Source organism: Mesobacillus foraminis, from assembly GCF_004340465.1.
GTDB lineage: Bacteria > Bacillota > Bacilli > Bacillales > Cytobacillaceae > Mesobacillus_B > Mesobacillus_B foraminis.
Genome location: NZ_SLVV01000013.1, coordinates 87,951 through 104,306, shown reverse-complemented (window position 1 = coordinate 104,306; position 16,356 = coordinate 87,951). Strand labels below are relative to the sequence as shown.

General features: G+C 40.3%; 13 protein-coding genes and 1 pseudogene. 12 read left to right on the top strand and 2 right to left on the bottom strand.

Annotation, left to right across the window (positions count from 1 at the left end):
- Window positions 1–115 precede the first annotated feature (115 nt).
- From EV146_RS22090 to EV146_RS28435, 6 genes and pseudogenes are all read left to right on the top strand, one after another.
- A complete protein-coding gene (locus EV146_RS22090; RefSeq protein ID WP_132010824.1) occupies window positions 116–2,086 on the top strand; it encodes a glycoside hydrolase family 127 protein in 1,971 nt (656 codons plus the stop codon).
- A 141-nt stretch (window positions 2,087–2,227) separates the two neighbouring features.
- Window positions 2,228–3,337: a GntR family transcriptional regulator gene (locus tag EV146_RS22085; protein WP_132010822.1), complete on the top strand. Its 1,110-nt coding sequence runs from the start codon at window positions 2,228–2,230 to the stop codon at window positions 3,335–3,337.
- 245 nt (window positions 3,338–3,582) lie between these two features.
- Window positions 3,583–3,882, top strand: coding sequence for a Dabb family protein (locus EV146_RS22080; RefSeq protein WP_132010820.1), 300 nt, complete (start codon window positions 3,583–3,585; stop codon window positions 3,880–3,882).
- A 605-nt stretch (window positions 3,883–4,487) separates the two neighbouring features.
- Complete coding sequence (locus tag EV146_RS22075) at window positions 4,488–5,912, top strand: HEAT repeat domain-containing protein (protein WP_132010818.1); 1,425 nt, start codon at window positions 4,488–4,490, stop codon at window positions 5,910–5,912.
- Between the two features lie 648 nt (window positions 5,913–6,560).
- The gene (locus EV146_RS22070) at window positions 6,561–7,478 is read left to right on the top strand and encodes an aldo/keto reductase (protein ID WP_132010816.1); all 918 of its coding nucleotides are present in this window, start codon (window positions 6,561–6,563) and stop codon (window positions 7,476–7,478) included.
- A 404-nt stretch (window positions 7,479–7,882) separates the two neighbouring features.
- Window positions 7,883–8,114 (top strand): annotated as a pseudogene (locus EV146_RS28435) (IS3 family transposase); the annotation flags it as partial.
- On the opposite strand, the gene EV146_RS22065 reads toward EV146_RS28435, so the two are convergent.
- Together EV146_RS22065 and EV146_RS22060 are read right to left on the bottom strand one after the other, a co-directional pair.
- Complete coding sequence (locus EV146_RS22065) at window positions 8,104–8,814, bottom strand: AraC family transcriptional regulator (RefSeq protein WP_422392561.1); 711 nt, start codon at window positions 8,812–8,814, stop codon at window positions 8,104–8,106. The pseudogene EV146_RS28435 and the gene EV146_RS22065 sit on opposite strands and share 11 nt — an antisense overlap.
- Before the next feature lie 482 nt (window positions 8,815–9,296).
- Complete coding sequence (locus EV146_RS22060; RefSeq protein ID WP_277873241.1) at window positions 9,297–10,904, bottom strand: exosporium glycoprotein BclB-related protein; 1,608 nt, start codon at window positions 10,902–10,904, stop codon at window positions 9,297–9,299.
- 416 nt (window positions 10,905–11,320) lie between these two features.
- Here EV146_RS22060 and EV146_RS27700 point away from each other — a divergent pair, with 416 nt between their 5' ends.
- From EV146_RS27700 to EV146_RS22035, 6 genes are all read left to right on the top strand, one after another.
- Window positions 11,321–11,506 carry a hypothetical protein gene (locus EV146_RS27700; protein WP_199232706.1) on the top strand — a complete coding sequence of 62 codons (186 nt, stop codon included), beginning with the start codon at window positions 11,321–11,323 and terminating at the stop codon, window positions 11,504–11,506.
- Between the two features lie 161 nt (window positions 11,507–11,667).
- Window positions 11,668–12,435 (top strand): GntR family transcriptional regulator, encoded by a 768-nt coding sequence (locus tag EV146_RS22055; RefSeq protein WP_132010810.1) that lies wholly within the window; start codon window positions 11,668–11,670, stop codon window positions 12,433–12,435.
- A 286-nt stretch (window positions 12,436–12,721) separates the two neighbouring features.
- Window positions 12,722–13,549: an ABC transporter ATP-binding protein gene (locus tag EV146_RS22050; protein WP_241994014.1), complete on the top strand. Its 828-nt coding sequence runs from the start codon at window positions 12,722–12,724 to the stop codon at window positions 13,547–13,549.
- Entirely contained in the window at window positions 13,549–14,385 is an 837-nt protein-coding gene (locus EV146_RS22045) for an ABC transporter permease (protein ID WP_132010808.1), read from the top strand. Before EV146_RS22050 ends, EV146_RS22045 begins: the two co-directional genes overlap by 1 nt.
- A 15-nt stretch (window positions 14,386–14,400) precedes the next feature.
- A complete protein-coding gene (locus EV146_RS22040; protein ID WP_199232705.1) occupies window positions 14,401–15,411 on the top strand; it encodes an ABC transporter substrate-binding protein in 1,011 nt (336 codons plus the stop codon).
- An 18-nt stretch (window positions 15,412–15,429) separates the two neighbouring features.
- Complete coding sequence (locus EV146_RS22035; RefSeq protein WP_132010806.1) at window positions 15,430–16,320, top strand: carbon-nitrogen hydrolase family protein; 891 nt, start codon at window positions 15,430–15,432, stop codon at window positions 16,318–16,320.
- Window positions 16,321–16,356 lie beyond the last annotated feature (36 nt).

Sequence of the window (16,356 nt, the reverse complement as noted above, 5' to 3'; positions counted from 1 at the left end):
AAAAAACAAATTTACTCTTTATTGAGGCACCTATGAAATTGCATTCAATAATGAGAGTCGGACACAAAGCTTGAAAACGTACTACTAAAATAAACCCGGATAACAGGAGGAAAAAATGAAAAATACAATCTCTAAAACAATGACGCTTCCATTGAACAATGTCCAAATCAATGATTCATTTTGGTCGTATTATATTAACTTGGTTAGAGATGTCGTGGTTCCATATCAATGGGATGCTCTAAATGATCGTATCCCTAATGCTGAACCAAGCCATGCCATTAAAAATTTTAAGATTGCAGCAGGTGAAGAACAGGGTGAATATTATGGGATGGTGTTTCAGGACAGCGATGTGGCAAAATGGCTCGAAGCCGTCGGATATTTGTTAGCTGTAGAAAGGGATCCGGAGCTGGAGAAAATTGCGGATGAAGTGATTGATATTATAGCAAAAGCCCAACGTGAAGATGGGTACTTGAATACTTATTATACTTTGAAGGAACCGAATAACCGCTGGACAGACCTTTGTGAATGCCATGAACTATATTGTGCCGGGCATATGATTGAAGGAGCTGTCGCCTATTATAGGGCCACAGGGAAAAGAAAGATTCTTGATGTGGTCATAAAATTAGCGGATCATATTGACGATGTTTTTGGCTCCGAACCCGGAAAACTCCAAGGGTATGATGGGCATCAGGAAATAGAGCTAGCATTGATGAAATTATATGAAGTGACGTATGATGAAAAGTATGTAAAGCTTTGTCAATTTTTCCTTGAAGAGAGAGGAAAGGAACCATACTTTTATGATATAGAAGCAAAGAAGCGTGGTGGCACCCATCATTGGGCCGATGATTTTATGATTAAGGACAAGGCATACAGCCAAGCACACAAGCCAATTAATGAGCAGGAGAAGGCTATTGGCCATGCAGTGCGTTTCGTATATATGTGCGCTGGAATTGCACATTTGGCAGCTGAAACGGGCAACCGGGATATGATTCAAACGTGTCAGAGACTTTGGAGAAATATGGTTACAAAACAGATGTATATCACGGGAGGTATTGGATCCCAGAGACATGGTGAGGCTTTTTCATCTGATTATGACCTTCCGAATGATACCGTTTATGCAGAGACTTGTGCTTCTATAGGGTTGATTTTCTTTGCTCAGAGAATGATGCAATTGGAACCGGTCAGAAAATATGCGGACGTTATGGAAAGGGCCCTATACAATACAGTGCTGGGTGGGATGTCTCGGGATGGGAAAAGCTTCTTTTACGTCAACCCTCTCGAGGTCTACCCAAAGGCGTATGAAAACAACCAAAATTATGACCACGTTAAACCTGTTCGGCAAAAATGGTTTGGCTGTGCATGCTGCCCACCAAATGTCGCCAGAATGCTTGCCTCACTAGGACAATATATTTATACAGTTCAGGAAAATACTGTTTATGCACAATTATATATTAGCGGAAAAGCCGAATTTGAATTTGAAAGTAATCGAGTTATTCTGGAACAGAATTCTAACTATCCATGGGATGGAAATATTAATTTTACTGTACAGGCTGATCGGGAAACTAATTTCTCCATTGCTCTTCGTATCCCAGAATGGTGCGATCAGGCAGAGATTACTGTAAACGGGGAAAGAAAGTCTTTGGATGGTATTATGGCCGATGGGTTTGCAATACTAGAGGGAAGCTGGAAAACAGGTGACGAGATTCAATTGATTCTTTCCATGCCAGTTCAGCGGGTAAAAGGTCATCCTTATATCAGGCAGACTGCAGGAAAAGTGGCACTGCAGAGAGGACCGCTTGTGTATTGTATCGAGGAGGCAGATAACGGATCAAATTTGCAACAGGTGATGTTGCCGACAGATGGAAAGCTGGAGGTAAATTCAGACCAAAACCTGTTCGGCGGGATGCAAGTGATTATTGGACAAGCAATAAAACAGAAGGCGGAAAACTGGGGAGAAGCCTTATATAAGAGTAATCCCAAAATAGAGACAGAAGCCGTTACCTTAAAGTTCATACCATACTTTTCCTGGGCCAACAGAGGCTTAGGTGAAATGCAAGTTTGGGTGCAAGAAAGAGAAACAATTTAATTATTAACCTTTTTACGCCTAAATCCTCAACTAGTAAGGATTTAGGCTGTTTTTAAGTAGTTTTTATTACCTAATAAACCTGTACAATTTCAATATTTTCAACAAGGAACTTATAAAACTACTAGGAGCCAAGGTGAAAATATGGATGATCAATTAATGCCAAAGTACCTTCAAATAAAAAATGAAATTCTTACTTGGATTAATGCTAATAGTCTATATATAACAAACGGACTGTTACCTCCAGAAATGTGGATAGCAAAAAACTTTAACGTTAGCAGACAAACAGTCCGGCAAGCATTAGGTATATTGGAAAGAGAGGGGTATGTTACCAGACACAAGGGGAAAGGGACTTTTGTTAGAACTATGAAAAAAAGTGATGAGCCTGATTCAAAAACTATTGCACTAGTAACTACAAATCTATCTAATCATAATTTCCCTAGCATTATAAAAGGTGTGGATGAGACACTTCGGAACCGAGGATACAAATTACTGCTATGCAGTTCAGATGGTGACAAGAAAAAAGAAGGGGAACACATTAAAAACCTAACTTGCCAACCTATTGGCGGGATGATCATTGAACCAACGAAGAGCGCTCATAAAAATGAAAATTTATCATTATTCCTAGGGCTGGCTAATAAAAATATTCCGTATGTAATGATAAATGAGCGTTATCCAGAATTAAGCTGTCCTTGTATCAAGGTGGATGACGAAGAGGCAGGATTTTTAGCGGGAGAACACTTGATAACACTAGGTCATCGGAGGATTGCTGGTTTCTTTAAAACCGATGACTTACAAGGTGTTCACCGATTAAAAGGATTTATCCGAGCGCATAATGAGTTTAATTTGGCGCTTAATCCAGATTTAATCCTAACCAGCATTACTGAAGAAACAGATTGGAAGACATTAAATGCATTCAGATTTTTGCTTCAAGATTCTATAGAGAGACCTACAGCTTTTGTATGCTACGACGATGAAGTTGCGATAAAACTATTAGAGATTTTACGGAAAAAACGGCTAAAGGTTCCAGAAGATATATCCATACTCAGTTTTGAAGAATCGTCTCTAGCAACAGCAACAGAAGTAAAACTAACTTGTCTTAAACAGTTAAAAAAGGAAATGGGTATTCAAGCGACAAAAATAATTCTAGATATGATAGAAGGTAAACAGAAACGATGGAATCAAGAAATCCTTTACCAATCAGAGCTTATTATCAGAAATTCTACTAAAAGAAATAAGGAAGTTTTGAAATAGAGTACCTCTATGTCCGATTGTGAAGGAATGAGAATTTAAGTTTATATGATTTGGACAGAGAAAAAAGTTGTAGATATAGGGAAATTCAAGATGAAAAAGCTTAAAGAGCTTACAAACTAAACCTTTTGAAGAATCTATACCGTGAGATGGTAGCTGGGCATGAGGTATACACTTCTAATAAATAAAAACGAGTTGAATTAACTGATTTCAGAAACAAAAAATGATAATAGAAAGAAGGAGAGAAGATGTACGAGCACATTGTTACTTTTAAATTCAATGAACATATTACCTTCGAAAAAGAACAGGAACTCTTAAAACAACTGAAATCGTTTAAAGGAAAAATCCCTGGAATCATGGAGCTCACTGCAGGTATTAACGTGACAGAAGAAATTGAAAATAAACAGGGCTATACTCTGGCGTTGCGTATAACCTTTGAAAACAAGCATGCACTTCATGATTATTTGCCACATCCAATTCACCAAGAATTTGTTTCCTCCTTAAATGGAGTCATCGACAATGTGATTGTCGTAGATTATGAAATTTAATAAATACTCTTCCAATCATTAAAAACCGAGAAGCCAAGGGGGCTAATCGATGAAAAAGTACATTTTTTTTGGTGTCGGCGGTACAAAGGTCAAGCAGGAATAATATTGGAGGATTACACGATTCTCTCAAAGTATATTTACCCTACTCAATGTGGTAATCTAGAGTTCTTTTTGTCTGATATCCTTTATGTCATTGAGGAATATACCAGCTCCTCAATAAGCGGGATTGCCATTAGTTTGCCTGGATATATAAACCCAAAATCAAGTTTTTCCCACCAAGCTGGATCCATAACCGCATTGGATAATCCAGAAAAAAGGAGATTAATCAGCTATAAACCAAGCGCTTCCATGGTGGTAAGAAAAAACAATGTACTAAAATCTGACTTGTTAAGTGCTACGTTCGCTGTCTTATTTTAAACTTTAAACTTTTAATATAAAAGAAAGATAAACAAAAAAAGAATTGATAAATTCTAGAGCATCGTGATCACAGATTCATCAACTTTCTTAATTTTATACAAATCTACCTTAGTTTAATCCATTCTGGTACTACAAAACCTCCTCTATAATCAAAGTGTAGTGGGAAACTTTATTTTAGGAGGGAATTTATGACGCAACTGAAACTCGATACCCCGTCATTATTATCAGATGAACAGATGAGGAAATTCATTACTGATGGCTATCTTATCCTTCAAACTGATTTTCCTGAGGAATTTCATGAAAATCTTAATACGCAGCTAAAAAAAGTGTATGAAGAAGAAGGGAACCCTGGAAATAATATATTGCCTAGAATTCAAGAGGTGCAAAAGGTATTCGATAACCCTGTTATTACTGGTGCATTAACCAGTGTATTAGGTCCGAACTATATGCTTCATGCCCACAGACATGGGCATTATAATGCTTCTCCTGTGGCTGGTGGATGGCATAAAGACAGCTACTGGGGATATGAGAGAATGAGAAATCATCACCCTTGGTGGGCCATGATAATGTACTTTCCTCAAGATACACCAGTAGAGCTTGGCCCAACAGGAATTATGCCTGGTACACAAAATTATGAGACTCGTATTTTTGAAACCGACGACCCAAAAGAGGAGGCATTAGCGAGTGGAAAAGCAGGGACATTTGCGTTAATCCATTATGATATATGGCATCGGGCTACACCAAACAAACTCGGACAACCTCGCTTTATGTTAAAGTTTGAATTTATGAGAACTCAATTACCTGAATCACCTAGCTGGAATAATTCCGAAAAGGCATGGGTTAAACCTTCCTCAGCCAAGGCCCTACCAGGTGAACATAATGTGATGTGGGAAGATACTTGGAATTGGTTACATGGAAAAATTGGTAGCATGGCTGATACTCAGCCCAAAGATGTAATGCAGGTAGAAGAGTTGGTTAAATCCATTGAACATCATTATGAGCCTGTCGCATTAAATGCAGCTTATGAACTTGCCTGCAGCGGAAAGGCCGGTGTACAAGGTCTTTTACAAGCCCTTCACCATGAGAACACGAATGTTTCTCGGCTTGCTGCGTATGGATTATCAATAGCTGGTCCAGAAGCAATTCCTGGTTTAATATCAGCTTTGGAAAACAGTCGGGTCGAAACAGTAGTACATGCAGCTTTTGCTCTAGGCGAACAGGGCTATCTTGCAGGAGAAGCAGTCCCTTATTTGATTGACTGCCTAAAAAACCATTCTTCTGTATACGTTCGAAGAACTATAGTGGAAGCGCTCTCTATGAATGGCAGCCATTCAGAAATTATTGCTAACGAATTGTCTAAGTGTTTACAAGACTCTGACAATCAAGTTCGTTTTATGGCATGTCTGTCTCTCGCACGCCTTAGTTCTTATGCAGATACAGCAGTCCCTGAATTGGAACTAGCTTTAAATGATGAGAATCGATATGTTCGTGCTCATGCCGCAGAGGCTTTGCGGTATATTGGAACAGAGAGGGCAAAGGATAGTCTTATTAAGTTTCTCTTAAACTCACGATGGTGTCCTACCACTACGCCAGCTAATACATTTTATCCATAAAAGATTTTAAGAATGGAATCCAAAAAAATCAATAAACCCTATCCATAAATACAGATTTATCTTAAGAACTTTACTCTGACCTGATGACCCCGTCATAGTACGGGGTCTGTTTTTAATTCCATATAGAATGTGCTATAGGCTTAGTGGGCGAAAATCCGTTTTGGTCCCTAAACATTCGTGAAGAAGATCCAGGCATAAAGATTCCGTTATTGTTGATACACTATATTCAGTTGTAAAATAAGTGCTTAGCTTTTTCTATTGTCCCATGCTTGGACAGGATTGGAAGGAAACTCAATGTAGGTGTTTTTATATTATTCTTATATTGTTACAAAGAGGTTCGCTTTTAAACTTACTCAATAAGAGCTTTATGTTGCAACCTAGAAGTTCTTGGACTAATACGCCCTTTTCGTGTATAGATGACTACTAATATTAAATACTTTAAGACGCATGATTCTCTAAAAAGCAACGCTTCTACAAAGAAGACAAAGTTATTAATGCGTATTAAGTTCTTGTAAACGCTTTATCTGTGTTTTACAATCATAAAGGATACATACAATTTCTATTTGTCTTATTCATACACCTTTGCCACCAGCATAAAAAGTGTTTAAACATTATAAATAAAATAATTATAAACAAGGAGGATAAATCATGAGGACTATGAAACTTGGGAAAAGTACTTTAGAGGTGCCGGTTGTTTCTGTCGGCTGTATGCGCATTAATTCTCTGGAAAAGGCTGAGGCTGAGCACTTTGTCCATTCAGCGCTTGAATTAGGTGCGAATTTCTTCGACCATGCGGATATTTATGGGGGCGGAACATGTGAGGAAATTTTTTCTGAAGCCATCCATATGAACGATGATATACGTGAAAAGATTTTTCTGCAATCTAAGTGCGGTATTAGAGAGGGAATGTTCGACTTCTCAAAAGAACATATTTTAGAATCCGTTGATGGAAGCTTAAAGAGATTGAAGACAGATTACCTGGATATTCTATTGCTACACCGTCCGGATACGTTGGTAGATCCAGAAGAAGTAGCAGAGGCTTTCGATATTCTTGAAAGGTCAGGAAAAGTTCGTCACTTTGGTGTATCCAATCAGAATCCAATGCAGATTGAATTATTAAAGAAGTCGGTGAAGCAAACAATAGTTGCTAATCAGCTTCAATTAAGTATTACCAACGCAAATATGATCTCTAATGGATTTAATGTAAACATGGAAAATGATGCTGCAGTGAACAGAGACGGCAGCATCCTTGATTACTGCAGACTAAACGATATTACCATTCAGCCATGGTCTCCTTTCCAATACGGATTTTTTGAGGGGGTATTCCTAGATAACGACAAGTTTCCTGAATTGAATCAAAAGGTTAATGAAGTTGCTAACAAATATGAAGTTAGCAATACAACAATCGCTATAGCTTGGTTATTGCGTCATCCAGCAAACATGCAACCGGTTATCGGTACGATGAATGAAGTCCGTTTAAAGGATTGCTGTAAGGCTTCTGAGATCTCTCTTACTCGTGAGGAGTGGTATGGCATCTATCGTGCTGCAGGTAATGTATTGCCTTAATTACTATTCTATAATGTTGCAGAGATAAATATTGAATCTAAAATATGTCTATTAATACCAATACCCTAAGGAAGAATGATTTATCTCCCATAGATTGGTGATTGAACTTGCATATGATTTAATATTATAGGGGAAATAGAGTAATACTGGCTGGAAATACACTAACTTCTTTCCAGAGTTATGTTTGCACCTTAATGTGATCGATTAAAGTCAATATTTCTGAACTGCCCCTAAATAGTTAGACACAAATCTAACGGTTTTGGGGTGTTTTTATATTTTTCACCCAATCTTAATTTATGTAATGGCGAAATCATTACCTAAAAAGTATTGAAACGACCAGTTATCAACTTGTAAGTGATATGTTGGAACAAGTAGCTTAGCGTTTAAAATAAGAAGATCGAGCCATCCTCCATTCCGCTCAAGGCTGGCATTACAAAATGAAAAAATATCAAAGAACATTAAAGGAGCATGGCATTATACAATGCATGTCTCGTAAAGGGAAATTGTTTAGATTACGCAGTCATGGAAAATTCTCTTTGGATTATCATAAAGTCTGAGCTACTTTACCTGCAGGAATTCGACAGTATGGAGCACTTTGAAAAAGAATTAGTTCCTTATACACCTATTATTCACCATATTTTGATAATGCAGACATAGACACCATATCCCGATAATTAGTGGGTGAAAACCCGATGTGTACCCTAAACATACGAGAAAAATAGGAAAGATCGAATCCTAGAGATTCAGCTATTGTTGATACGCTATAATCAGTTGTAATCAATAAGTGCTTAGCTCTTTCCATACGCTGCCGATTAATAAACTGGATAGGGGAAAGCCCGGTGTATTTTTTAAAAACTGAAATGAAGTAATTCGGATGAAAATTAGCAATACTAGCTAAGTCATCTACACATAGTGGTGCATCAAGATTTTCTTCTATATATTGAACAATATCGTCCATTTTATCGTATGACGGAACAGTTCTAGTGTTTAAATTGACAGTGCCACTTTTTTCAATAAATTCCGCGATAAAATCCAACAAAATTGCATGAACACGAAACCCACTGGAGATGTCTTCTTTTTCCGAGTAAAAAATAAGCTGTTCAAATTTACTTTTAAGTTGTTCCTGATTGTGAGTTTTAAGGAAAACAGGAGTCTTTATCAAATCAAATAATTGAGAGTCGTTTAGTTTGGATGTAAAATGACACCAATATTTGCCGAATGTATTACCACTAATTGTGCCATATGCTTGGACGGTTCCAGAAGGAAGCAAATAAAGTTCACCAGGTTTAGGGTAATACGTCTTATCATTTACCCTTACAAATCCTTCACCTTCCATAATGAAATACAGTTTGTTAAATTCGGGAATATAGCTATCTTCACCCCAAGTAAGAGGAACTTTTGTATAGCTGGCAATAGAAAGATCTAATTGAGTATTGGTAAGATACTTCCCCCAAAAGGTTCTATTTTGTATCATTTTCCCTTCCAACCTGCCTTCCGTACTAGAAAATCCTCCATAGTATTAAAAGTTCTTAAATTAAAGTTTAATAGATTTTAAATCTAATTAGTGCGTAATCGGAACACTTAATTAATAATAAAACAAGGGGCAAATATGTTATCGATACCTTAAGTATAACAGTATCGCTATCCTGGAACCTATCTTATTGCTCGCCCTTTATTAATTGATTTCAAATAACTGATGGGTCCAATCCGGAATTTTGAAATATAACTAAAACAAAGTATATAAGGAACCAGTAAAAAGGAAGGATTACTTAAAAGTAAACCTTCCAATCTCCAAAGAATAGTAATCTAATCTTTAAATTAACTGATTCCAATACCTGCGCTTGCAACTCCGGTAACAACAGATGCTGGACCACCTGGAGATGTTACAGAAAAGACCATTATTAGACGTTCTCCGGCGGTTACTGGTATATTTACAGTCGCAGTGCCACTGCTAATAGTTCCAATAACAATTAACCCTGTAAGAGATGGTGCTAATGTTACAACAGCGCCAGGAATTGGAGTGAAAATGTTGGATGATGAAGTGGAGCGCCATACTTGAGCTTGAATTGTTGCTGTAACAGCAGGGTTAAGATTTAGTGCAGCTGTTGTACTAAAGAAGGCAGCTAATGAGGTAATGGCTCCATTCCGAGGAACTGAAAACGCAAGGTTCACCAAACCTTGAAGATTTATTGTTCCAGCCCCTAAACTTACATTTGGGATTGATTCTCCAAATCCAACAATAGCTCCAACATCAGCTGCCCCGCCTGCTACAGTAGCTAATGCATTTGGAGTACCAGATGCTAGTGGAATTATAGCTCCAGCTCCTGCCGCACCAGTAGCACCAGTTGCGCCTGTTGCGCCCGGAGCACCAGTAGCGCCAGTAGCGCCAGTGGCCCCAGTTGCGCCCGGAGCACCAGTAGCGCCAGTAGCTCCAGTAACACCAGGGTCGCCAGTGGCCCCAGTAGCACCAGTAGCACCAGTAGGACCAGGGTCGCCAGTGGCACCAGTTGCGCCAGTAGCACCAGTAGCACCAGTAGGACCAGGGTCGCCAGTGGCACCAGTAGCGCCAGTAGCTCCAGTAGCACCAGGGTCGCCAGTGGCACCAGTAGCGCCAGTGGCACCAGTTGCGCCCGGAGCACCAGTAGCGCCAGTAGGACCAGGGTCGCCAGTGGCACCAGTGGCACCAGTAGCGCCCGGAGCACCAGTAGCGCCAGTAGGACCAGGGTCGCCAGTGGCACCAGTGGCACCAGTAGCGCCCGGAGCACCAGTAGCGCCAGTTGCGCCCGGAGCACCAGTAGCGCCAGTTGCGCCAGTAGGACCAGGGTCGCCAGTGGCACCAGTTGCGCCCGGAGCACCAGTAGCGCCAGTAGCACCAGGGTCGCCAGTGGCACCAGTTGCGCCAGTGGCACCAGTTGCGCCCGGAGCACCTGTAGCGCCAGTAGGACCAGGGTCGCCAGTGGCACCAGTTGCGCCCGGAGCACCAGTAGCGCCAGTAGCTCCAGTAGGACCAGGGTCGCCAGTGGCACCAGTAGCGCCCGGAGCCCCAGTAGCGCCCGGAGCCCCCGGAGCCCCAGTAGCCCCAGTAGCCCCAGTAGCCCCAGTAGCGCCCGGAGCCCCAGTAGCGCCAGTAGCGCCAGTAGCACCCGGAGCGCCAGTAGCGCCCGGAGCGCCCGGAGCACCCGGAGCCCCAGTAGCGCCCGGAGCCCCAGTAGCCCCAGTAGCACCCGGAGCACCAGTAGCACCAGTAGCACCAGTAGGGCCCGGAGCACCAGGAGTACCACCTTGGTAGTTTACTTTTACTTTAACTTTCTGTTCAGATTTACATTGGCATTTTATTTTTTCACATTTAGAACATTCGTTCTTTTTGCATTGGCAATCTCTTTTTCCACAGTTAAAACATCTTTCTTCTTTATTACCGCTGAGCATAAATTCCCTCCTATACATTATTCGTCATATTCTATGAAATTAAAAATTAATGTGTTCGGACAAATATCCTTATCCATGTCAAAATTATCCTGGTCATCCTATGGGAAGCATGCAACGTGTGAAACGAAAGAAAGGCTGTGGAGGGGTAGATGGACAGTCGATTGTTAGTATAGTCGACGAACATGGGGAGAAGAAATTCTTGAATGAACACTAGGCCGGCTTAAGGTCACCCCGGAACACCTGAGGGAAGTGGCCGACATCTGCGATTCCATCCGAAACAAGTTCAAAGAGGGTTCCCTAGGGTGTACAACGGCCTTTCTCGGAAAAGCCCCTCCCTGGCGCCGGTCTTCCCTTAGAAAAGTTTTTAAAAAATTTTAGGCGGGGGCTTTGAAAAAATTTCAAAAAGTTTTAAAAAAATGCCCGAGTCGCAGATGGCGGTAAAGAAGACCGCTTCGGAACTGGGGAACCTTCAGCAATGGATGGAGAACGAGACCTCTTCCCTTGCAGGTTTCCTCCGCTATTCGGCGCAATCCTACGAAAAGGCGGATTGCTGGCTACTTTTCTTTCACCTCACCTTAAGTGGAAGGTGTGTCTATGGTTAAAGAGCTAAAAGAGTGGAAGTATCTTGTAAGGTGGCGAGTACGAGAATTTTTCGTGTTTCCAATGTATTTTTATAGAAATTAATCGTTTAAAAGAGAATAACTCCTTTGCTATACTTGATTTTAAATAAGTTGCTAACGTCTAATAAAAAGGGATTGAGAGGATGGATCAAAACAGCAGACTGCCGCTTTATATTCAATTAAAGATGTGGATCATCAAGCAGATTGAAAATGAAGTTTTTAAAAGTGGGGGAAAAATCCCAACAGAACACAACCTTTCCGAAATGCATAATATAAGCCGTCCCACTGTCAGACAAGCTTTATCTGAGCTAGTTCAGGAAGGTTATTTAACTAAAAGGAGAGGGCTTGGTACGTTTGTATCTTCCCCTTTATTTACTGGGGATGCTACTATATTTAGGACATTTGCTGAAGAGATGGAAATATTCGGATTCAGTCATAGTGCGAAGCTGATTGATAAAAAGATTTACCCTGCTTCTTCCAGTTTAGCTAAGTCATTGTGTATAGAAGAAGGGGATGAGGTATTTGAACTTGTTCGATTAAGATATGCCATAGGGAAACCATTGGCTATAAGGACCTCTATTATTCCTGTTAAATTGTATCCAAATTTGCTTGAGGAGAATCTCGAAGAGCTTTATTCCTTATTTGCACAAAAAGGCATCTTTCCCAAAAGGTCGAAACAAACCTTTCAGGCGGTCCCAGCCAATGAGAAAGAAGCTGAGTTACTGAATGTCACCGAAGGAACTCCTTTGATGCTGTGGGAAGGGATTGTTTTTACCACAAATGAGTTGCCTATGGAAAAAGTAAAAGTGGTTTATCTTGGTTCTCATTTTCGATTTGAAATTGATCAAACAAGACAGCAGCCAAATATATATTTAAATAATGACAATGAATGGGTTTCAGATAATAAATAACATAAGATGTCTTCCATCTACAATGGAAGGCTTTTTTGTCGTATTTTCAATCAAAGCAAAAAACAGCGTCAGATTTTGTTACAACACAATATACATCCAAAATCTATCAACATATAATTCACTTAAGAGATGGCGATGGTATAAAGTTTAGGCTTTATATCATAAATAATAGAAACTCATTGATTCTGTTCACATCTTCATAATAAAACTCCTTATGAAGTTCTATTATTTTTTTACATCCAGTTGTAAAGACATCATTACAAATTATGAGAGGTGATCTTCTGAAATGGTTCAAACTTATTTGGAAAAAACGAGTATGGTGGATGTGGAAAAAAGAATTGCGATTGAACTAAGAGGAGTGAAGAAACATTTCTATGATAGTGATGAAAATGTAATCCAGGTAATCAAGGACATAACCCTTGATATAAAAGAAAAAGAGTTTATCAGTATTGTGGGCCCAAGCGGATGTGGAAAGAGCACCATGTTTAATATCATTGCAGGCCTTATGGAACCATCTGAAGGGAATGTAAAGGTACACGGAGAGAGTATTGGAAGTTCGACGGGACATGTTGGATATATGATGCAGAAGGACTTGCTGTTTCCTTGGCGCACCATATTGGATAACGTAAGTCTTGGACTTGAAGTCAAAGGGATTGCGAAGAAAGAAAGGGAAGACATTGCCTTAGAATATTTAGCGAAATATGGACTGGCTGATTTTGCGAAGGCCTATCCAGCGACCTTATCGGGAGGGATGCGGCAAAGGGTTGCATTAATCAGAACGTTGGCCATTGACCCCGATATTATCCTGTTGGATGAACCCTTTTCCGCCTTGGACTATCAAACCAGACTAGTGTTGGAAGAAGAAATCCTAGGGATTTTAAGGGACTTTGGGAAGACCGCTGTATTAATAACCCATGACATTGGGGAAGCCATTGCGATGTCTGACCGAATTGCCGTGATGACCCAGCGCCCGACATCTGTTAAGAAGATATATGACGTTGGGCTGGCCAAAAGGCTCGGATCAGGAATGAAGGCAAGAGCTGACCAGAGGTACAATGAGTTCTTTGAAAATATATGGGCTGACTTAGATATTCAAATAGGGAGGTCATCATAATGGAAATGATCCAAGTTGAAAATGTAACAAAACAAAAGATCAGGAAAGTGAAAAGGAAAAGCACCCCCATTCTCTTCATAAATCTCTGTCGGCTAGGTATAATCCTAGGTTTACTGGCGGTTTGGGAGCTTGCAGTACGATTTCAAATGATCAATCCATTCTTAATGGGATCTCCAAGTGGAATTTGGGAAGAAAGCGTTCGGTTAGTCCAAAGCGGCCAATTATTTACAGATATGTTCGCCACTGTATACGGCACTATTTTCGGCTTCGTTCTTGGAAGTCTGCTCGGATCTATTATTGGGTTGCTTCTATGGTACTCGAAAACATTCGCCAACATAATTGACCCATTTGTTGTCGCGTTAAATGGTCTGCCCAAGATCGCCCTTGCTCCGATGATTATCATCTGGTTTGGATCAGGGATGTTTTCGAAAATTGCCCTGGCTAGCATTGCCACTTTTATTGTAGCCTTGCTTTCCGCTTATCAGGGGACACATCAAATTGATTCTAATTTAATCAATCTGATGAAATCACTTGGTGCGACAAAGGGACAGATTTTTAAAAAGGTTGTCATCCCGTCCTCCTTGCCATGGATCATTTCCGCCTTTCGTTTAAATATCGGTTTTGCTCTTATTGCTGTTATCGGTGGGGAATTCATTTCATCCGATAAAGGGTTAGGGAGAATGATATTCGTTGCCGGAAACCTATTTAACCTGAATGTTGTATGGGTAGGCGTACTAACTTTAATGGCCGTTGCTATCATCCTTTATGTGGGTGTATCAAAAATGGAAAGTCGCTTAATTCCATGGGAAGCTTCAAATAAACAAAGGGAGAATTAATAAGGGGGAGAATATATGAAGAAATACTTGTTTGGCACATTCATTTCACTGACCATGCTTATTTTAGCAGCTTGTTCAGGAGGGGCTTCGTCTTCAACAAAGACGGCTTCAGCAACAAATCAACAAAGCGGCGGGATGGATACGGTGCTTGTAACCGAGGCCTTTCATTCACTCCTCTATTTGCCAGTGTATGTTGGACACCACGAAGGCATCTTTAAGGATAATAAAATTGAAATCACAAATATTCGGTCTGCAGGTACGGGGCCTACCGCTTTAGCCTCTGTTCTTTCTGGTGAAGCTCAATTTTCTGTTCATGGCCCAGAGCACGTAGGATTTGCTAAAGAAAAGGGAGGAGACGCAAAAGCAATAAGTGCTGTAGCAAATAGTGCCCCAGTTTGGGTGCTTGCAAATAAAGATGTTAAATTTGAATCACCTGCTGACCTAAGAGGGAAACGCATTGTTGTTGGGTTAGCACCAGGAACATCCAATACCTTGTTGAAACGTTTGCTTGAAGATAACGGCCTTGATTATGAAAAGGATGTAAAGGTGACAGAAGTACAGAATGGTTCGGAGTTGGGCCCTGTCCTTGCTGGAGAAGCCGATATTGCTGTTGCTTATCAGCCGCAAGTGGAACAAGGCTTATCAGAAGGGTTAACCGTAGTCTATGATTTCACCAAAGACTACCCAGAATATGCATTTTCTACTTTTAACACATCTCAAAAACTAATCGAGGAAAATCCTGATTTGGTAAAACGCTTTGTAAAGTCCATGAAGGAATCACTTGCATTAATGCATAAAGACCCTGAAGTTGCAAAAGCAGTAGCCAAAGAGGAATTCCCAGAACTTGATGCAAAGGTGGTAGAACAAGCAGTACAACGGATGATTGAAAGCAATGTATATCCTCAAGATGTTGACATTACGGAAGAAGCGTTTAAGAATGCCATCGACATGCAAAAATTTGTTGGGAATATAAAAAATAATATGAAATATGAGGATATCGTCAATACAGATTTCGTTCCCGAGTGATAAGGAGGAGAAGGCCACATGAAATTAAAAGTAGTGGGACTACAAAGTGGTCCAAATATTGAAGAAAAGGGCTATCATGGTCGGATTGAGCAGCTAGCTGCTCAGTTCGACAAAGCTTTACTGGAAGTGCCGGATGCAGATCTTATTGTTTTCCCTGAGCTGATGACATTGCCTTATTTTTGTAAAGTCAGGGATGAAACTTTTTTTGATCTTGCTGAACCATTAAAAGGGGAGACCTTTCAATTTTTCTCGGAAAAGGCAAAAGCTGCAGGAGTGTTTGCAATCATCACCATTTTTGAGAAGGACTTGGAAGGGGGTAAAACTCTCTATTATAATACAGCAATTGTCATTTCCGATGAGGGAGAAATGGTGGGTTATTATCGGAAGACCCATATTCCCAAATTATCACTCGCTACTTTAACAACAGACGAAACCCTGTATTTCTCAAGAGGTTTAGGATACCCAGTGTTTGAGATTAAGGGAATCAAAGTTGGCATATTAATCTGTTTTGACCGGTCCTTTCCAGAAGCATCGAGAGCCTTAGCCTTACAAGGGGCAGACTTAATCGTGATCCCAACAGCTGCTGGTGGTGAAGAGAGAAAGAATGCTTGGCTGTCAGAATGTCAGGCAAGAGCAAGGGAAAATGGCCTTTATGTAATGGGAGTTAATAAGGCCGGGGAAGAGACTATAAATCATTTAGGTTCAGATATTAAATCTCAATTCTTTGGGTTAAGCTGTGCCTTTGGTCCGGATGGAAAGGAAGTGGCACACAATCTTGACAGTACCCCATGGAAAGCACTCCATCTTGAAGTAGATACTGTAAAAATTGCAGAAACCAGAAGAAAATTGAGCTTTTTGGACTTTTTACAGGGGATTTATATCATGCCTATTCCAATGAACTTCAAGTAATTAGAGGATATAAGATTACAAAAGAAACGGAGCCGC